This window comes from Escherichia sp. KTE172, from assembly GCF_000408845.1.
Classification (GTDB): domain Bacteria; phylum Pseudomonadota; class Gammaproteobacteria; order Enterobacterales; family Enterobacteriaceae; genus Escherichia; species Escherichia coli.
This window is the reverse complement of the sequence record NZ_KE137316.1, coordinates 4,731,606-4,754,951: the sequence shown is the minus strand read 5'-3', so window position 1 is coordinate 4,754,951 and position 23,346 is coordinate 4,731,606. Positions and strand designations below refer to the sequence as shown.

Here is a 23,346-nt window from a genome sequence, read left to right as displayed (position 1 = left end):
TGACGCCGACTACACTATTTCAATGAGATAAGAGGCAAAGACAGGAAAATTATGCCCGATCAAACACAACAATTTTCGTTCAAGGTGCTCACCATCAATATTCACAAAGGCTTTACCGCGTTTAACCGACGCTTCATTTTGCCGGAACTTCGCGACGCCGTGCGTACCGTCAGCGCCGATATTGTTTGCCTGCAGGAAGTGATGGGCGCGCACGAAGTTCATCCGCTGCATGTGGAAAACTGGCCCGATACCTCGCACTACGAGTTTCTCGCCGACACTATGTGGAGCGATTTTGCCTACGGTCGCAATGCCGTATACCCGGAAGGACATCACGGTAACGCCGTTCTTTCACGTTATCCCATTGAACATTATGAGAATCGTGATGTTTCGGTCGATGGTGCGGAAAAGCGCGGCGTGCTCTACTGCCGCATTGTGCCGCCGATGACCGGGAAAGCGATTCATGTGATGTGCGTACATCTGGGCCTGCGTGAGGCGCACCGTCAGGCGCAGCTTGCGATGCTCGCCGAATGGGTGAATGAGCTGCCGGACGGCGAACCGGTATTGGTGGCGGGTGATTTCAACGACTGGCGGCAAAAAGCTAATCATCCGTTAAAAGTGCAGGCCGGGCTGGATGAGATATTTACCCGCGCCCACGGACGCCCGGCGCGCACGTTTCCGGTGCAATTTCCTCTACTACGTCTGGACAGGATCTATGTCAAAAATGCCAGCGCCAGCGCGCCAACCGCGTTGCCGCTGCGGACATGGCGACACCTTTCTGATCATGCCCCTTTAAGTGCGGAGATTCATTTATGAAATGTAGCTGGCGCGAAGGCAATAAGATCCAGTTGCTGGAAAACGGCGAGCAATATTATCCCGCGGTGTTTAAGGCGATTGGCGAGGCGCAAGAACGCATCATTCTTGAAACGTTTATCTGGTTTGAAGATGACGTCGGCAAACAGCTGCATGCGGCGCTACTGGCAGCAGCGCAACGCGGGGTGAAAGCGGAAGTCTTGCTGGATGGCTACGGTTCGCCGGATCTCAGCGATGAGTTTGTCAATGAATTGACGGCAGCTGGCGTGGTATTTCGCTACTACGATCCCCGCCCTCGCCTTTTTGGTATGCGCACCAATGTGTTTCGCCGGATGCATCGCAAAATTGTGGTGATCGACGCGCGTATTGCCTTTATTGGCGGGCTGAACTACTCCGCCGAGCATATGTCCAGCTACGGTCCGGAGGCTAAACAGGATTACGCGGTGCGCCTTGAAGGGCCGATTGTCGAAGATATTCTGCAATTTGAACTGGAAAACCTGCCAGGACAGAGCGCGGCACGACGCTGGTGGCGACGTCATCACAAAGCGGAAGAGAACCGCCAGCCGGGAGAAGCGCAGGTATTGCTGGTCTGGCGCGATAACGAAGAACATCGCGATGATATTGAACGTCACTATCTGAAAATGCTCACTCAGGCGCGGCGAGAAGTCATTATCGCCAACGCCTACTTCTTCCCCGGCTATCGATTTTTACACGCCTTGCGTAAAGCGGCACGGCGCGGGGTGCGGATCAAACTGATCATTCAGGGCGAACCGGATATGCCGATTGTCAGAGTCGGTGCACGCTTGCTGTATAACTATCTGGTTAAAGGCGGCGTTCAGGTGTTTGAGTACCGCCGCCGTCCGCTACATGGCAAAGTGGCATTGATGGACGATCACTGGGCGACGGTAGGGTCCAGTAATCTCGATCCGCTCAGTTTGTCACTGAATCTCGAAGCAAATGTCATCATCCACGATCGTCATTTTAACCAGACGCTGCGCGATAATCTGAACGGCATTATCGCCGCAGACTGCCAGCAGGTGGATGAAACCATGCTGCCGAAACGCACCTGGTGGAATCTGACCAAAAGCGTGCTGGCCTTCCACTTTTTACGCCACTTCCCGGCGCTGGTCGGCTGGCTTCCGGCACACACACCACGTCTGGCGCAGGTTGACCCGCCCGCTCAGCCGACAATGGAAACGCAGGATCGGGTAGAAACTGAAAACACGGGGGTAAAACCCTGATGAGTAAATCACACCCGCGCTGGCGCTTAGCAAAGAAGATCCTCACCTGGCTGTTTTTTATCGCGGTGATTGTGTTGCTGGTGGTCTACGCCAAAAAGGTGGACTGGGAAGAGGTCTGGAAGGTCATCCGCGACTACAATCGCGTTGCGTTGCTCAGTGCGGTCGGGCTGGTGGTCGTCAGTTATCTGATTTACGGCTGCTATGATCTGCTCGCCCGCTTTTACTGCGGTCACAAACTGGCGAAGCGCCAGGTGATGCTGGTGTCGTTTATCTGCTACGCCTTCAACCTGACGCTCAGTACCTGGGTCGGCGGCATTGGTATGCGCTATCGTTTGTACTCCCGGCTAGGGTTACCGGGCAGCACTATTACGCGGATTTTCTCGCTCAGTATTACCACCAACTGGCTGGGCTATATTTTGCTGGCAGGGATTATCTTTACCGCGGGCGTGGTGGAGCTGCCGGATCACTGGTATGTCGATCAAACTACGCTGCGTATTCTCGGCATTGGCTTACTGATGATTATCGCGGTTTATTTGTGGTTTTGCGCTTTCGCGAAGCACCGCCATATGACCATCAAAGGGCAAAAGCTGGTGCTGCCTTCATGGAAATTCGCCCTCGCTCAGATGCTGATTTCCAGCGTTAACTGGATGGTAATGGGGGCGATTATCTGGCTGTTACTTGGTCAAAGCGTGAACTATTTCTTTGTACTGGGCGTGTTACTGGTTAGTAGTATTGCTGGCGTCATCGTGCATATTCCGGCGGGAATTGGTGTGCTGGAAGCGGTATTTATCGCGCTACTGGCTGGGGAGCATACCTCCAAAGGTACAATTATCGCCGCCCTACTCGCTTACCGTGTGCTGTATTACTTTATCCCACTGCTGCTGGCGCTGATCTGTTACCTGCTACTGGAAAGCCAGGCGAAGAAGCTGCGGGCGAAAAATGAAGCGGCGATGTGAAGTTTAGTTAAGTTCTTTAGTATGTGCATTTACGACTAATGAAAAAAACGCGTATGCCTTTGCCAGACAAGCGTTATCGCTATTGCTGCAAGTATCCCAAAGAAGCCGATAAAATAGTAATAGAGAGTTAATGCACCTGTAAAAGCGCAACGAACCGGACTCCACAACTCTTCACTATGGCATTTCCCCGCCAGTTCAAGGAGCTTATTTCGTCCATGCGAGATAATGCCTGACCATAACACAATCATTAAGCAACTTATTACCCAAACGGGTCGTTCACTCATTAATGCGGCATTCATGATGATCACCAGGGCCAGCCCTGCGGTTGCCACCATACCCAAAGCGGTAATGAGCCATATGCCGTTTAATATCCTGGCTTCGTGCTGAAAATCTAATTTATTGCTGTTTTGCGAGTATGATTCCATTCTTTTAGTTATCCTTAGATAAAATATTAATATTCACCATCAATAAATTTAAAACCACGCATACAAAATACTTTTGTATTTATGGATACGGAAAACACTTCCGCTCGGCCATAAGGCATATTTTATACCTGGTACTTGTTAAGTGTCGTTTTTAGTAAGAAAAAAATCCCGACACATGGCCGGGATATTGATGGTGAAAAAGAATTAACGGCGGTTGCCGAAGATCCGCAACAACATCAGGAACAAGTTGATGAAGTCCAGATACAAGGTTAACGCGCCAAGAATGGAATATTTGCGCAGGTTCGACGTGTCGCGGGTATCAATCTGCTCACCCATATTTTTCAATTTCTGAGTGTCATACGCCGTCAATCCGACAAAGACAATCACGCCGATGTAGGTAACTGCCCACATCAATGCTTCGCTTTTCAGCCAGAAGTTGACCAGCGATGCCAGCACAATGCCGATTAACGCCATAAACAGCATATTGCCAAAGCCGCTTAGATCGCGCTTCGTGGTGTAACCGTACAGGCTCATTGCGCCAAACATCCCGGCAGTAACGACGAAAGTACTGGCGATAGAAGCAGCGGTATAGACAATGAAAATACTGGAAAGCGTAAGACCCGTCAGCGCCGAATAAAGCATAAAGAGCATCGTCGTTACACCTGCGCTCAGCTTTTGAATCATCGCTGATAACACAATAACCAATGCTAATTGCGCGATGATCAGACCGATTAAAAAGACACGGTTAGTGAACAACAGCTCCATCACGGCCGCGGAATTAGCCGCATACCAGGCAACAAATGCGGTCAGCAACAAGCCAACGGTCATCCAGCCATAGACTTGCGCCATATAAGTTTGCAAGCCAGCCCGGGGTTGTACAATTGAATCAGAACGTGGGAATCTGTCCATGACGATCTCCTGAAGATATAAGGAATATCTTAAGGATACTGCAAAATGATGAGGCTGTGCATCGACGCAGCGTAAACGCATGTACTGAGCGGTGAAATTGCCGGACGCAGCGGTGCCTTATCCGGCTAACAAAAAACTACCAGCGTTTTGCCGCCTGCTGATCGCTCTCCCGAGCTTCAACCCAGCGGTCGCCTTCCGGCGTGGCTTCACGCTTCCAGAACGGTGCGCGGGTTTTGAGATAATCCATAATAAACTGCCCGGCTTCAAACGCACTGCTGCGATGCGCACTGGTGACACCGACAAAAACGATTTCATCTCCCGGCCATAATTCCCCGATGCGGTGAATCACCGTGATGCGCCCCAGCGGCCAGCGGTTACGCGCTTCATCGACAATTTCTGCCAGTGCTTTTTCAGTCATCCCCGGATAGTGTTCGAGGGTTAATGCTTTGACGCTGTCGCCAAGGTTATGGTTGCGCACCTTACCGGTAAAGGTGACTACCGCACCGTCTTCATCACGCTCAGCCAGCCACGGGTACTCTTCTCCTACGCTGAATGGCTGCGGGCCGACAACAATTTTGGTTTCTGCCATCTTAACCTCCGGTTACCGGCGGGAAGAAAGCCACTTCGTCGCCGTCAGTCAGCGGATGGTCAAAACTCACCAGCGTCTGGTTGACGGCAGCCAGCAATTTGCCATCTTCCAGCGCCAGCGCCCAGCGATCGCTCTGCGCAGCCAGATGTTGGCGTAACGCTTCAACGGTTGGGAAATCCGCAGCCACTTCGGTTGCATCTGTTCCCACCAACTCGCGCACCTGGGCGAAAAAAAGAACTTTAATCATCCGCTTCCACCTTAAAGTCACCCGACTTGCCGCCACTCTTCGCCAGCAAACGTACCGGACCAATTACCATATCTTTTTGCACCGCTTTGCACATGTCATAAATGGTCAGCGCCGCCACGGAGGCCGCGGTTAACGCTTCCATTTCGACACCGGTTTTCCCGGTCAGGCGGCATAAGGTTTCTATACGCACCCGATTGTGCTCCGGCTCAGCCTGTAAATTGACTTCAACTTTGCTGAGCATCAGCGGATGACACAGCGGGATCAGATCCCAGGTGCGTTTTGCCGCCTGAATACCGGCAATACGCGCAGTGGCAAATACGTCGCCTTTATGGTGGCGACCATCAATAATCATCGCCAGCGTCTCGCTGCGCATGGTGACAAAGGCTTCCGCCCGTGCTTCACGCACGGTTTCCGCTTTGGCGGAGACATCCACCATGTGCGCTTCGCCAGCGGCGTTGATATGGGTCAGTTGCGACATACTTATTTCTTCAAATGTGGATGGAAATTGCATGGACGTGTACGGGCATCGAGCTGCGGCGCGATGATATTTTCCCACGCGGTGCGGCACGCTTTGGTCGAACCCGGCATGGCGAAAATCAGCGTTTTGTTAGCGACGCCCGCTACCGCACGAGATTGCAACGTGGAAGTGCCAATCTCTTCGAACGACAACATCCGGAACACTTCACCAAAACCTTCAACTTCACGGTCGAACAACGGCAGCAGCGCTTCGGGAGCCTGATCTCCTTCCGTCAGGCCAGTCCCCCCCGTAATCAATACCACTTGTACATCGTCGCTGGCGATCCACGCAGATACCTGAGCGCGAATAGCGTAGCGGTTTTCTTTCACAATGGCTTTATCGACAACGTGATGGCCCGCTTCCTGCGCCGAATCGCGCAGATAGTGACCGGAGGTATCGTCTTCTTCACCGCGACGATTAGAAACCGTAAGAATAGCAATACGGGTCGGGATAAATTCAGTGCTTACCTGACTCATCTGATCTCTCCTTTTGACGTTTTAGCCGCCAATGTACGATAAGTTTTGCGTAATACCGGTGTTGTTTTGATGCAGGAAATGGGTCTGTTTCTTCTCCCGCAGCGCCGCTGAAATACGCGCTTCCAGCGCCTGTTGCTGGGTATCGTCTTCCAGCAGATCGCGCAGGTTAACGCCGCCTTCACCAAACAGGCAGAGATGGAGTTTACCAATGGAGGAAACGCGCAGGCGGTTGCAAGTGGCGCAGAAGTCTTTTTCATACGGCATGATAAGGCCAATCTCTCCGGCGTAATCCGGATGACAAAAGACTTGCGCGGGACCGTCACTGCGTTGACGTAATTGGTGGATCCAGCCGCGACGCAGTAGCTCGTCACGCAGAACCTGACCAGAGATGTGATGCTTACGGAAGAGCTCGCTGCCCTCGCCCGTTTCCATCAATTCGATGAAACGCAGCTGGATAGGGCGATGCTGGATCCAGTTCAGAAAGGTGTCGAGCTGATGATGATTAACATCACGCATCAGCACGGTATTGACTTTGACCTTCTCAAAACCGGCCTCAAATGCAGCATCGATCCCTGCCATGACCTGGTTGAATTTATCCTGCCCGGTAATGGCATGAAACTGGCGAGCGTCAAGGCTATCAACGCTGACGTTGATGCCAGTAAGTCCCGCATCGCGCCAGTTCGCCACATCGCGTTCCAGACGGTAACCATTGGTGGTGACCGCAATCTGGCGGATAGCGTCGTTTTCCCGCACAGCGGCGATGATATCGGTAAAGTCGCGGCGTAAAGACGGCTCACCGCCTGTCAGGCGCACTTTTTCGGTGCCCAGACTGGCAAAGGCGCGCGTAACCCGGCGAATTTCATCGACGGTAAGAAAGCCTTTATTGGTGACGCCGCTCGGTTTGTAGCCATCCGGCAGGCAGTAGGTGCAACGAAAGTTACACACATCAGTAATCGACAGGCGCAAGTAGTAGTACTTACGCGCAAATGCATCAGTCAGTTGTGAAGCCATGTACACCTTTCCAGATACGGGAGGCGAAGTCATTTCTTTCTTCGCCCTGGTGGCAATCTTTACGAGCATTGTCACGGCCAAAGCACCGTATCAGTTGACCCAGGTGCAGAGGCTAGAGTGTTTAGTGGTTAAGCCGATACTAGCGTGTAAATGAGATTTTTACCATCCACACTTTCGCTATGTAATCATGTATATAGCGTCATGATCGTGCTATTTCGCTACAGAATAAGGGAAAATGGCGGTTTTACTTTGATATACATCATCAGAGAGGCATAGCGTGCTTCATCCTTTAGAGGTAGAAGAAAATAGTTTGTATCCTCAATATTGGCAGGTTAATTGCTGTTTCCCCGCAATTTGCGCTACTGTAGCGCGGATAATCTGACTCCAGGAAACTATATGCGCAATCGTACGCTGGCTGATCTTGATCGTGTCGTTGCTCTCGGCGGAGGGCATGGACTGGGACGCGTTCTCTCATCACTTTCGTCTTTGGGTTCTCGTTTAACGGGTATCGTCACCACCACGGATAATGGCGGATCGACGGGGCGTATTCGCCGCTCAGAAGGCGGTATTGCCTGGGGCGATATGCGTAACTGCCTCAACCAGCTGATAACTGAACCCAGCGTCGCTTCCGCAATGTTTGAATATCGTTTCGGCGGTAATGGCGAACTTTCCGGACACAACCTTGGAAACCTGATGCTGAAGGCACTGGATCACCTTAGCGTGCGACCTCTTGAAGCGATCAATCTGATTCGCAATCTGCTGAAAGTGGACGCACATTTGATTCCGATGTCGGAGCATCCGGTGGATCTGATGGCGATTGACGATCAGGGGCATGAAGTTTACGGCGAGGTCAATATCGACCAGTTAACTACGCCGATTCAGGAGTTACTGTTAACGCCGAATGTACCCGCAACGCGTGAGGCTGTTCACGCTATCAATGAAGCGGATCTCATCATTATTGGGCCTGGCAGTTTTTATACAAGCCTGATGCCAATTCTGCTGCTGAAGGAAATCGCACAGGCATTACGCCGCACGCCAGCGCCGATGGTCTATATCGGCAATCTGGGGCGTGAGTTGAGTTTACCTGCGGCTAATTTGAAGCTGGAAAGCAAGCTGGCAATTATGGAGCAGTATGTCGGTAAAAAGGTCATTGATGCGGTCATCGTCGGGCCAAAAGTGGATGCCTCGGCGGTGAAAGAGCGGATTGTGATTCAGGAGGTACTGGAGGCCAGCGATATTCCGTATCGTCATGACCGCCAGTTGTTACATAACGCACTGGAAAAGGCGTTACAAGCACTGGGTTAATGTGGCCGAGATTGCTGACCAGGCTTCTGGTGCAATGCGACCTGTTCCCCTCACCCTCTCCCCGGAGGGACGAGGGGACCGTTCGAGCACTTTTTTGACTTGATCGTTAATCTGAACCGGAAGAACATTCCGGCTTTTTCATCTTGTCACGACGCGGCAATGAACAATTCACGCAGCTGATGCAACTGGTCACGAATTTGCGCCGCTTCTTCGAACTCCAGATTCTGCGCGTGTTGCATCATCAACCCTTCCAGTTCATGGATCTTCTGCTGCAACGCTTTAGGCGACATATCCATCGGCACATTATCCGGCTCAACAATCGGTCGCGATTTTCCTCTGCCCTTCGCTTTGGTTTTAGCAATGTTCTGCCCCAGCGCCAGGATATCGACCACTTTCTTGTTCAAGCCCTGCGGCGTAATACCGTGTTCCTCGTTGTACTTCTGCTGTTTCTCGCGACGACGTTCGGTTTCGCCAATCGCTTTCGCCATTGACGGGGTGATCTTATCGCCGTAGAGAATCGCTTTACCGTTAACGTTACGCGCCGCACGACCAATAGTCTGGATTAACGAACGTTCAGAACGCAGGAAGCCTTCTTTGTCGGCGTCGAGGATCGCCACCAGCGAAACCTCCGGCATATCCAGACCTTCGCGCAGTAAGTTGATCCCCACCAGCACGTCGAACTCGCCCAGACGCAAGTCGCGGATAATCTCCATACGCTCGACGGTGTCGATATCGGAGTGAAGATAACGCACGCGCTCGCCGTGTTCTTCGAGATATTCCGTGAGATCTTCCGCCATTCGCTTGGTCAGAGTTGTAACCAGTACGCGTTCGTTAATTGCCGCTCGCTGACGAATCTCCGATAGAAGATCATCGACCTGTGTCGCCACTGGCCGCACTTCGATAATCGGATCCAGCAATCCGGTTGGACGCACCACCTGATCCACCACATCGCCGCCCGATTTTTCCAGCTCGTAATTACCCGGCGTCGCCGAAACATAGATGGTTTGCGGCGCTAATGCTTCGAACTCTTCAAATTTCAGCGGACGGTTATCCAGCGCTGATGGCAGGCGGAAGCCGTACTCCACCAGCGTCTCTTTACGCGCCCGGTCACCGCGATACATGCCGCCAATTTGCGGAATGGTGACGTGTGATTCATCGACCACCAGCAGCCCATCGGCAGGCAGGTAATCAAACAGCGTCGGCGGTGGCTCACCCGGTCCACGACCGGAGAGGAAGCGCGAGTAGTTCTCAATCCCGGAACAGTAGCCCAGCTCGTTCATCATCTCCAGATCAAACTGGGTACGCTGGGTCAGCCGCTGCTCTTCCAGCAGTTTGTTATTCTCCAACAGCACTTTGCGTCTGGCGGCCAGTTCTTCTTTGATCTCTTCCATCGCCTGTACGATGCGCTCGCGCGGCGTGACGTAGTGCGTTTTCGGGTAGATGGTAAAACGTGGAATAGTGGAAACAATCTGCCCGGTGAGCGGGTCAAATAACGACAATCGTTCCACTTCCTCGTCAAACAGCTCCACGCGAAGTGCAATGTCATCCGATTCTGCTGGGAAGATATCAATCACCTCACCACGAACGCGGAAAGTACCACGCTGGAATGCCTGATCATTACGAGCGTATTGCAGCTCCGCCAGTCGGCGCAGGATCGCGCGCTGATCGATAATCATGCCGACCGTGAGATGGAGCATCATCTTGAGATATAAATCAGGATCGCCCAGACCATAAATCGCGGAAACAGACGCCACCACAACCACATCACGCCGCTCCAGCATCGCTTTGGTGGCGGACAAACGCATCTGTTCAATATGTTCGTTAACCGAGGCATCTTTCTCAATGAAGGTGTCGGAACTCGGTACATAGGCTTCCGGCTGATAGTAGTCGTAGTAGGAGACGAAATATTCCACCGCGTTTTCCGGGAAGAACTCTTTCATTTCGCCATACAACTGGGCCGCCAGCGTTTTGTTGGGCGCAAGTACCATGGTAGGGCGCTGAAGATCAGCAATGACATTGGCAATGGTGAAGGTTTTCCCGGAGCCAGTCACGCCAAGTAACGTCTGGTGCGCCAGGCCATCTTCCAGCCCCTCTTCGAGACGTCGAATCGCCTCTGGCTGATCGCCAGAAGGTTTAAAAGCGGAATTCAGTTTGAACGGTTTACTCATGAGTCGCTACCTGAAGGAGTTGGGCGGGCAGGTATGTAATTTTACTCGTCGTACTTAATTATGCCAACAAATTATACTGGATAAAAAAACAGTTTCTCACCATAATATTTCTGTTACAGCGTAAACTCCGCTGTCAAACATGAGCAAAATTTACTCTGTGGCGAGATAAAACTCCGGCCTTACCGGGTTATCCCCAAAGCAACGGCTTTTTTAACATTTGTCAAGATGAGTGATGACAGTTTTATGGCAAGAGATGCCTCTTCAGTGACTGCCATTGCAATTATCTAACCAGTTAAAAAATAAAAGATATTTCTTTGAGCCGTCTTTAACGCCAATTCGCGTGCAAGCCGCGTATTCTCTCGCTTGCCTCGTGTTTTCTAACTCTAATACACATGGTTATCCACAGGAATAGTGGATAACTGTCTGCAGCCCCTATCCCCCGCCGCCTGGGCAATTCCCACATACATCGCATGATGCGGAAGTAAAATTTTTTTCGTGATTATTTTAGAATTTAATTGGTTAAATTGCAGTCAATCGAAGACGCGATCTCGCTCGCAATTTAACCAAATACAGGATGGCTACAACAAGGCAAGGTTTATGTACTTTCCGGTTGCCGCATTTTCTGGATTTTCTGCAAGCCAGGGGATCTCTCCCAGCAGCGGCGCGGGAATCATGCGGGTGAGCGTGGTCATATATTCAGCGTGACGTTTTCCCGGAGGCGTGACATCATTCGCCACCCAACCCGCCAGAGTCAGCCCGGCGTGTTGTATTGCCTGTGCCGTCAACATCGCGTGATTAATACAGCCGAGTTTCACACCAACTACCAGTATCACCGGCAGTTGTTCCTGTGTTACCCAATCCGCAAAAGTGAAAGTGTCAGAAAGCGGCGTAAACCAGCCGCCAGCACCTTCCACTAACACCCAGTCAGCCTGTTGTTCAAGCCCGCGTAATCCGGCGCTCATTACCAATGATTCTATCGGCCTGCCCTCTTGTGCGCTGATGATGTGCGGCGAAGTGGGTTCTGCGAAGGTGTAAGGATTTACCGTTGCGTAATCCAGCTGCAGGCTGCTGTTGTGCTGTAACGCCAGCGCGTCACTATTACGTAAGCCTTCCGGGGTCTTTTCGCTGCCAGAGGCGACCGGTTTATAACCTGCCGTCCGATAACCTGCTGCCTTCGCGGCTTGTAAAAGTGCACAACTGGCGACAGTTTTCCCCACTTCGGTATCTGTTCCGGTGACAAAATAACGTTTACTCACGAGCAATTACTCCCAAAAAAAGATGATACGTCAGAGGATATCGCCCCTGTTGTTGCGGCCAGGCCAGTTGTAATCGCTGCAACTGCGAACGCGTTAATATTCGCGGGTCGCGCCCTTCATGAAGATGCGTGGCACCGATGCCTTTCAGCGAACGCATGGCACTGAGCGCATCATCAAACCACAGCGTGATGGGCTGAATATGATGTTGATAATGCAGGCCGTTCAGCGACTGTTCGATTTTATCTGGCGGTAAAAAGCGATTAGCATGCGGGCGCTCGTCCACCACCTGCCACGCCTGATGTAATTCAGGGAGCGATCCCTGCACCAGCGTGGTAAACGCGACCACGCCTCCGGGGCGCACCACCCTGTATAGCTCGCGGAGTGCCGTGGATAAATTACCGCACCACTGCACCGCGAGATTGCTCCATGCAAGATCGAAGGTTGCAGTCGCTAACGGCAGGGATTCGATATCTCCCGCCAGATAATGGTCTGCGGCATCCTTCTGGCGTGCCTGAACAAGCATTGGCGGCGAGAGATCTAACGCCGTCACCTGCGCGTGACGTTCCCGCCAGTGGCGGCTCATCCAGCCAGGTCCACAACCCGCGTCCAGTACGTGGGTGTATTTACGCTGTGGAAGCATTGCCAGTAAGACGTCAGCACTCTGGCGCTGTAGATCCGCATGTTGCTCATAGTGCGCGGCTGCCCGACCAAATGCCGCTGCAATGGCTTGTTTATTAACCGTTGCCATGCAGCACCTCCAGCAGACGGTCGATATCCTGCATTTCATGCGCGGCGGTTAGTGTTAAGCGCAGTCGCGCAGTACCAGCAGGTACGGTTGGTGGGCGAATCGCCGTGACCCAGCAGCCTTGCTGGCGCAGTTTTTCTGCCAGTTGTAACGCACGGCTGTTATCACCGACGATCAATGGCTGGATGGCGCTGCATGAATCAGCAAGCGTAAACGGCAAATCCTGTACTCCGGCACGAAAACGCGTAATGAGTGCCGCCAGTTTTTCGCGCCGTGCATCACCCTCATCACTGCGAATGACCGCCAGCGACGCACGTAATGCCTGCGCCTGAGCGGGCGGCATACTGGTGCTGTAAATAAGATGGCGGGCAAATTGCAGTAGATAATCCGCCACCGCATCGGAGCAAAGCACCGCTGCCCCGCTGACGCCAAATCCTTTGCCAAAAGTCACCACCAGCAATTCTGGATTTACCTTTTGCAACCAGCAGCTGCCGCGCCCCTGCTCCCCGATAACGCCCGTGCCGTGGGCATCATCGACCATCAACCAGCCATTGTGCTGTTGCGTTACCTGCTGGATTTCCGCCAGTGGCGCACTATCGCCGTCCATGCTGAACACGCCTTCTGTCACCACCAGTTGCTGCCCCGGACAGGGGGAAGCAAGCAGTCGCGCCAGATGAGCGACATCGTTATGGGTAAAACGGCGAAGCTGCGCCGGGCTTAAACTGGCAGCTTCCAGCAATGAGGCGTGACTCAGCCGATCGGCAACAATACGGTCCTCTTTCGCCGTCATCGCGGTAATAACTGCCTGGTTAGCGGCAAAACCAGAGATAAACAGCAGTGCCCGCGAATAGCCCAGCCACTCGGCCAGTTCTTCTTCCAGCGCCTGATGCGCCACGCTATAACCGCTGACGTGACCGGAACCGCCGCTACCGACGCCAAATTGCTCCGCTCCCTGCTTCCATGCACGAATGATGTCCGGATGATGGCTTAAGCCGAGGTAATCATTGCAGGAAAAGTTCAGATACTGGCGATCATCCGCCACCAGCCAGCGTCCGGCCCCTTGCGCCACCGGATAACGGCGACGCAGGGCATCGGCAGCACGCCGCGCATCGAGCGCCGCGTTGATTTTCTCCTGCCAGCTCATAGTGCTGCCGCGTTGTAATATTCGTCAGTGTCCGGGGTCATCAGTGCCTGCTCCAGACGCTGCTGTTGTTCGTTATCCCCTGCCAGCACGGCAGTTTGCTGTGGATTTAGCCCCAGTTTGCGGAACAGTTGCAGGTCTTTATCTTCTTCCGGATTCGGCGTGGTTAGCAGTTTGCAACCGTAGAAAATCGAGTTAGCCCCGGCCATAAAGCACATCGCCTGAGTCTGTTCGTTCATCTGCTCGCGTCCGGCAGAAAGGCGCACGTAAGAGGTCGGCATCATGATCCGCGCTACGGCAATGGTGCGAATAAAATCAAAGGCATCGACATCATCGTTATCTGCCAGTGGAGTACCTTTCACCTTCACGAGCATGTTGATTGGCACGCTTTCCGGCGGCGTCGGCAGGTTTGCCAGTTGCAGTAATAATCCGGCGCGATCTTTTACCGTTTCGCCTAAACCCACAATGCCACCTGAGCAGACTTTGATCCCGGCATCGCGCACTTTTTCCAGCGTATCGAGGCGTTCCTGATAAGTGCGTGTGGTGATGATATTGCCGTAAAACTCCGGCGAGGTGTCGAGGTTGTGGTTGTAGTAATCCAGCCCGGCATTCGCAAGGCGCTGCGCCTGAGATTCACTCAACGTACCCAGCGTCATACACGCCTCCAGCCCCATCGCTTTTACTCCCTGCACCATTTGTTCCAGGTAGGGCATATCGCGTTCGTGGGGATTCTTCCACGCCGCGCCCATGCAGAAGCGCGTCGATCCTGCCGCTTTCGCTTTGCGCGCCGACTCCAGCACCTGTTCAACTTCCATCAACCGCTCGGCTTCCAGCCCGGTTTTGTAGCGCGAGCTTTGCGGGCAGTATTTGCAATCTTCCGGACAAGCTCCGGTCTTAATTGACAGCAAAGTGCTGACCTGCACCTGACGTGGATCGAAATGCTGACGATGCACCTGCTGCGCTTCAAACAGCAGATCCAGCAACGGTTTTTCAAATAATTCTGTGACTTGCGACAATGTCCAGCGTGGGCGGTGAGCCATGGGGCTTCTCCAAAACGTGTTTTTTGTTGTTAATTCGGTGTAGACTCGTAAACCTAAATCTTTTCAATTTGGTTTACAAGTCGATTATGACAACGGACGATCTTGCCTTTGACCAACGCCATATCTGGCACCCATACACATCCATGACCTCCCCGCTACCGGTTTATCCGGTGGCGAGCGCCGAAGGTTGCGAGCTAATTTTGTCTGACGGCAGACGCCTGGTTGACGGTATGTCGTCCTGGTGGGCGGCGATCCACGGTTACAATCACCCGCAGCTTAATGCGGCGATGAAGTCGCAAATTGATGCCATGTCGCATGTGATGTTTGGCGGTATCACCCATGCGCCAGCCATTGAGCTGTGCCGCAAACTGGTGGCAATGACGCCGCAACCGCTGGAATGCGTTTTTCTCGCGGACTCCGGTTCCGTAGCGGTGGAAGTGGCGATGAAAATGGCGTTGCAGTACTGGCAAGCCAAAGGCGAAGCGCGCCAGCGTTTTCTGACCTTCCGCAATGGTTATCATGGCGATACCTTTGGCGCGATGTCGGTGTGCGATCCGGATAACTCAATGCACAGTCTGTGGAAAGGCTATCTGCCAGAAAACTTGTTTGCTCCCGCCCCGCAAAGCCGCATGGATGGTGAATGGGATGAGCGCGATATGGTGGGCTTTGCCCGCCTGATGGCGGCGCATCGTCATGAAATCGCGGCGGTGATCATTGAACCGATTGTCCAGGGCGCAGGCGGGATGCGCATCTACCATCCGGAATGGTTAAAACGAATCCGCAAAATGTGCGATCGCGAAGGTATCTTGCTGATTGCCGACGAGATCGCCACCGGATTTGGTCGTACTGGCAAACTGTTTGCCTGTGAACATGCAGATATCGCGCCGGACATTTTGTGCCTCGGTAAAGCCTTAACCGGCGGTACAATGACCCTTTCCGCCACACTCACCACGCGCGAGGTTGCGGAAACCATCAGTAACGGCGAAGCCGGTTGCTTTATGCATGGGCCAACTTTTATGGGCAATCCGCTAGCCTGCGCGGCAGCAAACGCCAGCCTGGCGATTCTCGAATCTGGCGACTGGCAGCAGCAGGTGGTGGCTATTGAAGTACAACTGCGCGAGCAACTGGCACCAGCCCGTGATGCCAAAATGGTTGCCGATGTGCGCGTGCTAGGGGCCATTGGCGTGGTCGAAACCACTCGTCCGGTGAATATGGCAGCGCTGCAAAAATTCTTTGTCGAACAGGGTGTCTGGATCCGGCCTTTTGGCAAACTGATTTACCTGATGCCGCCCTATATTATTCTCCCGCAACAGTTGCAGCGTCTGACCGCAGCGGTTAATCGTGCGGTGCAGGATGAAACATTTTTTTGCCAATAACGGGAAGTCAGCGTGAGGGTTTCTGGCTACACTTTCTGCAAACTAGAAAGGAGGGTTCATGAAACTCATCAGTAATGATCTGCGCGATGGCGATAAGTTGCCACATCGTCATGTCTTTAACGGCATGGGTTACGATGGCGATAATGTTTCACCGCATCTGGCGTGGGATGATGTTCCTGCGGGAACGAAAAGTTTTGTTGTCACCTGCTACGACCCGGATGCGCCAACCGGCTCCGGCTGGTGGCACTGGGTAGTTGTTAATTTACCCGCTGATACCCGCGTATTACCGCAAGGGTTTGGCTCTGGTCTGGTAGCAATGCCAGACGGCGTTTTGCAGACGCGTACCGACTTTGGTAAAACCGGGTACGATGGTGCAGCGCCGCCGAAAGGCGAAACCCATCGCTACATTTTTACCGTTCACGCGCTGGATGTAGAACGTATTGATGTCGATGAAGGTGCCAGCGGCGCGATGGTCGGGTTTAACGTCCATTTCCATTCTCTGGCAAGCGCCTCGATTACTGCGATGTTTAGTTAATCACTCTGCCAGATGGCGCTATGCCATCTGGTATCACTTAAAGGTATTAAAAACAACTTTTTGTCTTTTTACCTTCCCGTTTCGCTCAAGTTAGTATAAAAAAGCAGGCTTCAACGGATTCATTTTTCTATTTCATAGCCCGGAGCAACCTGTGAACACATTTTCAGTTTCCCGTCTGGCGCTGGCATTGGCTTTTGGCGTGACGCTGACCGCCTGTAGCTCAACACCGCCCGATCAACGTCCTTCTGATCAAACCGCGCCTGGTACCTCTTCTCGCCCGATTCTGTCGGCAAAAGAAGCGCAGAATTTCGATGCTCAACACTATTTTGCATCCCTGACACCAGGTGCGGCAGCGTGGAATCCTTCCCCGATTACCCTGCCTGCGCAACCTGACTTTGTTGTCGGCCCGGCGGGTACTCAAGGTGTAACGCATACCACGATTCAGGCGGCGGTAGATGCGGCAATTATCAAGCGCACCAACAAGCGCCAGTATATTGCCGTGATGCCTGGTGAGTATCAGGGAACGGTGTATGTCCCTGCCGCTCCGGGTGGAATTACTCTGTACGGTACAGGTGAAAAACCGATTGATGTGAAGATTGGGCTTTCCCTTGATGGGGGCATGAGCCCTGCCGACTGGCGTCACGACGTCAACCCGCGCGGCAAATATATGCCAGGTAAACCAGCGTGGTATATGTACGATAGCTGCCAGAGCAAACGCAGCGACAGTATCGGTGTTCTCTGCTCTGCGGTCTTCTGGTCACAAAACAATGGCCTGCAACTGCAAAATCTGACCATCGAAAACACGCTGGGCGATAGCGTAGATGCGGGTAACCATCCGGCGGTGGCACTGCGTACTGATGGTGACAAAGTGCAGATCAATAACGTCAACATTCTCGGTCGTCAGAATACCTTCTTTGTCACCAACAGTGGTGTGCAAAACCGTCTGGAAACCAACCGTCAGCCGCGTACTCTGGTGACCAACAGTTACATTGAAGGGGATGTGGATATCGTTTCTGGTCGCGGCGCAGTGGTGTTCGATAACACCGAATTCCGCGTGGTGAACTCACGTACTCAGCAAGAAGCGTATGTGTTTGCACCGGCTACGCTGTCTAACATCTATTACGGTTTCCTCGCCGTAAACAGCCGTTTCAATGCTTCCGGTGATGGCGTGGCGCAACTGGGTCGCTCGCTGGATGTTGATGCCAATACCAACGGTCAGGTGGTGATCCGTGATAGCGCCATCAACGAAGGTTTTAACACAGCCAAACCCTGGGCTGATGCGGTGATCTCTAATCGTCCGTTTGCGGGTAACACCGGCAGCGTTGATGATAACGACGAAATACAACGCAATCTGAATGACACTAACTACAACCGCATGTGGGAATACAATAACCGCGGCGTGGGTAGCAAAGTGGTTGCAGAGGCGAAGAAGTAAGAGCTATTAACTATTTGCCGGATGCGGCGTAAACGCCTTATCCGGCCTACGGTTCGATGCGATTTGTAGGTCGGATAAGATGCGCCAGCATCGCATCCGACAATAAGTGCCGAATGCGACCTACATTCACATGGCGCTTTTTACATCTGACGGTTTTTATTGAAGTTAATCAAACTACCCGCCTTGATAATCTCGCGCTCTTCGGCCGTCAGGCTTTCCATGTAAAGCGTAATTTCCGTTACCGGCGCATCTTCATGGATCACATAACCTTTAAACGTCGTACCCGGATTATCCAGCGCTGCTTTAATGCCAGGGATGTAAATGTAATCCCCCACTTCAAACGTTGGTGCTTCCGCCATCTGCAGCGGTAACATCCCCCAGTTGATGACGTTAGAACGGTAGCGTTTAGTCGCGTACTCCTCGGCAATATTCGCCAGACCGCCAATCACACGCTGGCAGCTCGCCGCCTGCTCACGCGCAGAACCATCGCCTGGTTTCACCGCATAGACCATGCTGCCAATTTCAGTTTGCAGCGGATCAATATGCTCCTGACCAGCAATCTGCTTAATGCGCGCAAACACCTCTGTCAGCTCGCTGACATTCCCCGCCAGACGCTGATTTTCCAGCTCAGCAGTCGCTTTACTTCTGCCAACATAACCTGGATCGCGGCGTGACAGGGTAAACTCCGCCAGACCAATCGGATTTGAACGATAAGAAGAGGTTTCACCGGAAGGGATCAGTTCGTCGGTGGTGGTCACTTCGTCGAGGATCTTCGAGCACACTTTGAGGACGATATTGTCAGTTAGCGCCCCCAATTCTGGCCAGTCTTTTATGTTCGGTCCGTAAATCAACGGTTGCTGGGTCGCCCCTTTCACAAAGCCCTGATAAACACGGTTTTTATACGGCGTTACATCGAAGGCGTACTCCGGTACGTTGTCCCAGCAATCAAGTTCGCTGGCAGAGGTTAAATAGCCACCGTTTGCCGCAGTCGCAGCGATAGAACGAGCGTCCATCAACGCCACCGCTGACATCTGCCCATTGGCTGGCTTAGAGCCTTCGCGGTTCGGGAAGTTACGCGTGGTGTGGCGAATACTCAAACCGTTGTTGATTGGCGTATCGCCCGCGCCAAAGCATGGGCCGCAGAACGCGGTTCTGATGATTGCGCCTGCGCCAATCAAATCTGCTACCACACCTTTTTTGGCGAGATCCATAAACACCGGCTGTGATGACGGGTAAACCGCTAACGAGAAGGTGTCATTGCCACAGGATTGACCGCGCAGTGCATTCGCCGCCGCGATGACGTTTTCGTAGTTACCGCCAGAACAGCCCGCGATAATCCCCTGCTGCACTTTCAGGCGACCGTTTTCGACTTTATCCAGCAGCGAGAGTTTGGCTTTACCGTGCGCCACGCGCTCGGACTCAATTTCAATCTCACGCAGAATATCGGTCAGGTTCTGGTTCAGCGTGTCGATTTCATACACGTTGCTCGGGTGAAACGGCAGCGCAATCATTGGTTTGATGGCGCTTAAATCAACGCTGATGCAGCCATCGTAGTACGCCATCGGTTGAGGGTTAAGCTGGCAGTAATCCTGGCCGCGACCGTGCAGCGCCAGCCAGTTATGGACTTCTTCATCGGTTTGCCAGACAGAACTTAAACAGGTCGTTTCCGTGGTCATAACGTCAACGCTGTTACGGAAATCGGTAGAGAGCGCAGCAACACCGGGACCTACGAATTCCATCACTTTGTTTTTGACGTAGCCGTTTTTGAACACGGCACCGATGATAGCCAGCGCCACATCCTGTGGCCCCACATACGGCGCTGGTTTTCCGGTCAGATGCACCGCAACAACTCCCGGATAGTCGATATCCCAGGTGTCATTAAGCAATTGTTTTACCAACTCGCCGCCGCCCTCACCGACTGCCATTGTCCCTAATGCACCGTAACGGGTGTGGCTGTCTGACCCGAGGATCATTTTGCCGCCGCCTGCCATCATCTCACGCATATATTGATGGATGACCGCAATATGCGGAGGCACAAAAATACCGCCATAACGCTGAGCCGCCGATAAACCAAAAACATGGTCATCACCGTTAATGGTGCCACCGACGGCGCAAAGTGAGTTATGGCAGTTGGTCAGCACATACGGCAGCGGGAAACGTTCCATACCGGACGCTTTAGCGGTCTGTACAATACCAACAAAGGTAATATCGTGAGAGGCTAATGAATCAAACTTAATTTTAAGTTTATCCATATTTCCGGACGTATTATGAGAAGAGAGAATAGACCAGGCAATAGTGCCTTTTTTTGCTTCTTCTTTTTTAATTTCGCCGGTGAAATGTTCTTCGGCAATTATTTCGTTATTACTGGCGAGAAACACGCCTTTTTCAGATAACTTGATCATCAAATGCTCCAGATATCTGCGCACCGAGAAGTGCGCAGAAAGATAATAAATGGATATACTCTAAATAATTCGAGTTGCAGGAAGGCGACAAGCGAGTGAATCCCCAGGAGCTTACATAAGTAAGTGACTGGGGTGAGCGAACGCAGACGCAGCACATGCAACTTGAAGTATGACGAGTATATTTACAGCATGTTCCAGCCGATCAGCATATTCCACCACCACACGCCGAGGGTGATATGCACCAGGAAGGTTAATATCGTCAGTACCGCACCGACCAACCACCAGGATTTAATATCGTTATAACCCACGCCAAAGATGACCGGACCTGCCGCGCCGCCATAGTGAGTAACCATGCCGCCATAGGAGTTGGAGAACAACAGTGCCAGCGCGGTTAACATTAACGGTGCGCCGGAGACGTTCGCCAGCATGGCAAATACCGGTAACATAGCAACGATATAGGCACTACCGGAAGCGAAGAAATAACGAACGATGATGCTGAGGAAAATAATAACGAAGAAAGCAACGTTACCGTGACCATCAAATGCCAGGTTATTTTTAAAGACTTCAGCTAACCATTCGAAGAATTTAACTTTCGATAATAAGGAGCTTAAGCCGATAATACCGCCGTACCAGATTAAGGTATTCCAGCCGCCTTTATTTTTAACCACGTCTTCCCAGGTAACGATACCCAGCAGCAGCATGGTCGCCATAACAACGATTGCCACGGTGGATTCATCAACCCCCAGGGACTTACTGAAAATCCAGCCCAGCAGCGCCAGCACAAAGACACCGAGCAGCATTTTTTCGCGGATTTTCATCGGTCCCAGTTCGGCAAGGCCCGCTTTGGCGATGGTTTTATTATCCACCTTCTTAATTTCTGGCGGATACATGGTGTAAATCACCAGCGGGGTGACCAGCAGCATAATGATGCCCGGCAATCCGGCGGCCAGCGCCCATCCACCCCAGCTAATTTGCAGGTGCAGAATGTCGTTGATCATTTTCAGCGCCAGAATGTTCCCCGCCATTGCGGTAAAGAACATATAGCTGGTGGTTTTGGTGACCATGTAAATGGACATCATCAGGTAATGTCCAACACGACGCGGACTTTTTTCCGGTTCTGACCCCAAAGCCACCGCCACGCTGTTGATGATCGGTAACACAATGCCGCCCGCACGCGCGGTGTTAGACGGTGTTGCCGGAGCCAGTACCAGATCGAGGAATACCGTAACGTAACCCAGACCCAGCGTGGTGTTACCGATTTTACCAATCAGCAGATAGGCAATACGTTTACCTAAGCCGGTGGTCACAAATGCGGCGCTTAAGGTAAACGCCGAGAACACCAGCCAGGTGGTACCTGAAGAGTAACCGCTTAATACGGCGGTGGTCTTAAACGCACCGTCGGATAAGTTACCGACCACCACCATTGAGGCAGCAACGGCAATTAACAGTACGACAGGTTCCGGGAAAGGCTTGATAACCAGCCCCACAATGGCCGCCAGGTAAATACCAAAAAGCACCCACGCCAGTTCGCTTAATCCTGCCGGAGCTGGCATAAAGCCAATAATACATGGGATCGCTAATATCAGAATTAGCTTCCATAACGATTTTTTATTCATTTAAAATCCTGTTCTTTCTGTATGACTCATACAGAAGTCCTTTATTGATTGTCCTTATCCTGACAACGAATTTTTTCAGGGAAGAAAAACTTCACCGGAAAATATTTTTCTGGTTGTCCGAATAACAGATGCGCGTAACGTCGTGGCATCCTGACCTTCATTACTTAAATGAACGTCGAGCGCACCACTGGGGTGTTCAATATTGATATTGCCGTATCCTACAGAAGGGACGATTTGTCGGGTGACGGTGCCTTCCAATGCACAACTACTGGAAATGGCAATAGCACCGGTTATCGCCAGCGCGCGATGGCAAGAATGCGGCATAAAATAACGCACATTAATTGCTCCGCCTTTCTGCGCTGGAGAAATAAGCACAGGTTTAGGGATAACCATATTACTGACATCGCCTAAGCCCATTGCTTTACCCGCTTGTAGACGGATAGATTCAATGCGGGCTAATAATGCTTTGTCGGCATCCAGCTCCGCCGGTAATTCATAGCCTGTTTTTCCCAGATATTCAGCAGGAATAATGACAACTGGCATCGCCATATCGATACAGGTCACCGGGACATCGTCAAAATAATCAATCTGATTATCCGTCGGGAAGACTTTTCCGGTTTTGGTTCCGGCGGCATTCAGGAAAGTGAGCGCAACCGGTGCGGCAGTACCCGGTACGCCGTCAATTCTGGCGCTACCCTCGTACTCGACAACACCATTTGGCGTTTGCACATCAGCTTCGATGAACGTACCCGTATTGACGTTGCGGATACGTACGCGGGTAACTGGCGAAGTCGCTGCAATCAAACCATTTTCAATGGCGAATGCCCCAACGCCAGACAGCATATTGCCGCAGTTAGGCGTGGTATCGACACGTTGCTCATGGACGATAACTTGAGCAAACAGATAATCGACATCAGCACGCGGATCGCTGGAACGGCTAATAATGGCGACTTTACTGGTCAGCGGATTACCGCCGCCAATACCGTCAATTTCCAGATCGTTACCGGAACCCATAATTGCCATCAATATTTTATCGCGCTGCGTTTGATCTTCGGGTAAATGTTCCGCTAACAGGAACGCGCCCCTCGAGGTTCCACCTCGCATCATCACGCAGGGTATTTTTTTCATAATAATGCCCTCAATTTA

General features: G+C 52.2%; 22 protein-coding genes and 1 riboswitch. Of the genes, 7 read left to right on the top strand and 15 right to left on the bottom strand.

From position 1 onward, the window contains the following. The first annotated feature begins 51 nt into the window (after nt 1-51). Genes G434_RS01900 through G434_RS01910 form a run of 3 tightly spaced genes read left to right on the top strand, consistent with a single transcriptional unit; the run spans nt 52 to nt 3,007 of the window. Nucleotides 52-813, top strand: coding sequence for an endonuclease/exonuclease/phosphatase family protein (locus tag G434_RS01900; RefSeq protein ID WP_001113348.1), 762 nt, complete (start codon nt 52-54; stop codon nt 811-813). Continuing rightward, nucleotides 810-2,051 carry a cardiolipin synthase ClsB gene (gene clsB, locus G434_RS01905; protein WP_000650337.1) on the top strand — a complete coding sequence of 414 codons (1,242 nt, stop codon included), beginning with the start codon at nt 810-812 and terminating at the stop codon, nt 2,049-2,051. Before G434_RS01900 ends, clsB begins: the two co-directional genes overlap by 4 nt. Further along, nucleotides 2,051-3,007, top strand: a complete 957-nt coding sequence (locus G434_RS01910; protein WP_000045450.1) for a lysylphosphatidylglycerol synthase domain-containing protein — start codon at nt 2,051-2,053, stop codon at nt 3,005-3,007. The genes clsB and G434_RS01910 overlap by 1 nt, the downstream gene beginning before the upstream one ends. A 35-nt stretch (nt 3,008-3,042) precedes the next feature. Here the strand turns inward: G434_RS01910 and G434_RS01915 are convergent, their stop codons facing one another. From G434_RS01915 to moaA, 7 genes are all read right to left on the bottom strand, one after another. Beyond that, complete coding sequence (locus tag G434_RS01915; RefSeq protein ID WP_000446924.1) at nt 3,043-3,432, bottom strand: Bax inhibitor 1 family protein; 390 nt, start codon at nt 3,430-3,432, stop codon at nt 3,043-3,045. Between the two features lie 204 nt (nt 3,433-3,636). Next, complete coding sequence (locus G434_RS01920; RefSeq protein ID WP_000373624.1) at nt 3,637-4,341, bottom strand: Bax inhibitor-1/YccA family protein; 705 nt, start codon at nt 4,339-4,341, stop codon at nt 3,637-3,639. A 136-nt stretch (nt 4,342-4,477) separates the two neighbouring features. Continuing rightward, nucleotides 4,478-4,930, bottom strand: coding sequence for a molybdopterin synthase catalytic subunit MoaE (gene moaE / locus G434_RS01925; protein WP_000852278.1), 453 nt, complete (start codon nt 4,928-4,930; stop codon nt 4,478-4,480). 1 nt (nt 4,931) lies between these two features. After that, a complete protein-coding gene (gene moaD, locus G434_RS01930; RefSeq protein WP_000598612.1) occupies nt 4,932-5,177 on the bottom strand; it encodes a molybdopterin synthase sulfur carrier subunit in 246 nt (81 codons plus the stop codon). Then, nucleotides 5,170-5,655 (bottom strand): cyclic pyranopterin monophosphate synthase MoaC, encoded by a 486-nt coding sequence (gene moaC / locus G434_RS01935; RefSeq protein WP_000080885.1) that lies wholly within the window; start codon nt 5,653-5,655, stop codon nt 5,170-5,172. Before moaC ends, moaD begins: the two co-directional genes overlap by 8 nt. 2 nt (nt 5,656-5,657) lie before the next feature. Next, nucleotides 5,658-6,170 carry a molybdenum cofactor biosynthesis protein B gene (gene moaB / locus G434_RS01940; RefSeq protein WP_000084639.1) on the bottom strand — a complete coding sequence of 171 codons (513 nt, stop codon included), beginning with the start codon at nt 6,168-6,170 and terminating at the stop codon, nt 5,658-5,660. Between the two features lie 21 nt (nt 6,171-6,191). Continuing rightward, complete coding sequence (gene moaA, locus G434_RS01945) at nt 6,192-7,181, bottom strand: GTP 3',8-cyclase MoaA (RefSeq protein ID WP_001305603.1); 990 nt, start codon at nt 7,179-7,181, stop codon at nt 6,192-6,194. Further along, a riboswitch (molybdenum cofactor riboswitch) is annotated at nt 7,169-7,313 on the bottom strand. It overlaps the preceding gene by 13 nt. A 264-nt stretch (nt 7,314-7,577) precedes the next feature. On the opposite strand from moaA, the gene yvcK reads away from it, so the two are divergent. Beyond that, nucleotides 7,578-8,486, top strand: a complete 909-nt coding sequence (yvcK, locus tag G434_RS01950) for a uridine diphosphate-N-acetylglucosamine-binding protein YvcK (RefSeq protein ID WP_001305602.1) — start codon at nt 7,578-7,580, stop codon at nt 8,484-8,486. 146 nt (nt 8,487-8,632) lie between these two features. Here yvcK and uvrB read toward each other — a convergent pair whose 3' ends face one another. From uvrB to bioB, 5 genes are all read right to left on the bottom strand, one after another. Next, nucleotides 8,633-10,654, bottom strand: a complete 2,022-nt coding sequence (uvrB, locus tag G434_RS01955; RefSeq protein WP_000042533.1) for an excinuclease ABC subunit UvrB — start codon at nt 10,652-10,654, stop codon at nt 8,633-8,635. Nucleotides 10,655-11,232: 578 nt separating this feature from the next. After that, a complete protein-coding gene (gene bioD / locus G434_RS01960; protein ID WP_000044833.1) occupies nt 11,233-11,910 on the bottom strand; it encodes a dethiobiotin synthase in 678 nt (225 codons plus the stop codon). Continuing rightward, nucleotides 11,903-12,658, bottom strand: coding sequence for a malonyl-ACP O-methyltransferase BioC (gene bioC, locus G434_RS01965; RefSeq protein WP_000246782.1), 756 nt, complete (start codon nt 12,656-12,658; stop codon nt 11,903-11,905). Before bioC ends, bioD begins: the two co-directional genes overlap by 8 nt. Further along, the gene (bioF, locus tag G434_RS01970) at nt 12,645-13,799 is read right to left on the bottom strand and encodes an 8-amino-7-oxononanoate synthase (protein WP_000118805.1); all 1,155 of its coding nucleotides are present in this window, start codon (nt 13,797-13,799) and stop codon (nt 12,645-12,647) included. The genes bioC and bioF overlap by 14 nt, the downstream gene beginning before the upstream one ends. Further along, nucleotides 13,796-14,836, bottom strand: coding sequence for a biotin synthase BioB (gene bioB, locus G434_RS01975; protein WP_000951213.1), 1,041 nt, complete (start codon nt 14,834-14,836; stop codon nt 13,796-13,798). The genes bioF and bioB overlap by 4 nt, the downstream gene beginning before the upstream one ends. Before the next feature lie 86 nt (nt 14,837-14,922). On the opposite strand from bioB, the gene bioA reads away from it, so the two are divergent. From bioA to G434_RS01990, 3 genes are all read left to right on the top strand, one after another. Beyond that, nucleotides 14,923-16,212: an adenosylmethionine--8-amino-7-oxononanoate transaminase gene (gene bioA / locus G434_RS01980; RefSeq protein ID WP_001309367.1), complete on the top strand. Its 1,290-nt coding sequence runs from the start codon at nt 14,923-14,925 to the stop codon at nt 16,210-16,212. 58 nt (nt 16,213-16,270) lie between these two features. Beyond that, entirely contained in the window at nt 16,271-16,747 is a 477-nt protein-coding gene (locus tag G434_RS01985) for a kinase inhibitor (RefSeq protein WP_000767422.1), read from the top strand. A gap of 151 nt (nt 16,748-16,898) precedes the next feature. After that, nucleotides 16,899-18,182 carry a putative acyl-CoA thioester hydrolase gene (locus G434_RS01990; protein WP_001091561.1) on the top strand — a complete coding sequence of 428 codons (1,284 nt, stop codon included), beginning with the start codon at nt 16,899-16,901 and terminating at the stop codon, nt 18,180-18,182. 140 nt (nt 18,183-18,322) lie between these two features. On the opposite strand, the gene G434_RS01995 is transcribed toward G434_RS01990, so the two are convergent. The 3 genes from G434_RS01995 to G434_RS02005 form a co-directional block, all read right to left on the bottom strand. Beyond that, the gene (locus tag G434_RS01995; RefSeq protein ID WP_000593905.1) at nt 18,323-20,584 is read right to left on the bottom strand and encodes a hydratase; all 2,262 of its coding nucleotides are present in this window, start codon (nt 20,582-20,584) and stop codon (nt 18,323-18,325) included. 182 nt (nt 20,585-20,766) lie between these two features. Continuing rightward, nucleotides 20,767-22,200 (bottom strand): anion permease, encoded by a 1,434-nt coding sequence (locus G434_RS02000; protein WP_001036475.1) that lies wholly within the window; start codon nt 22,198-22,200, stop codon nt 20,767-20,769. 75 nt (nt 22,201-22,275) lie between these two features. Then, nucleotides 22,276-23,328, bottom strand: coding sequence for a 4-oxalomesaconate tautomerase (locus tag G434_RS02005; protein ID WP_000723651.1), 1,053 nt, complete (start codon nt 23,326-23,328; stop codon nt 22,276-22,278). Nucleotides 23,329-23,346: the final 18 nt, after the last annotated feature.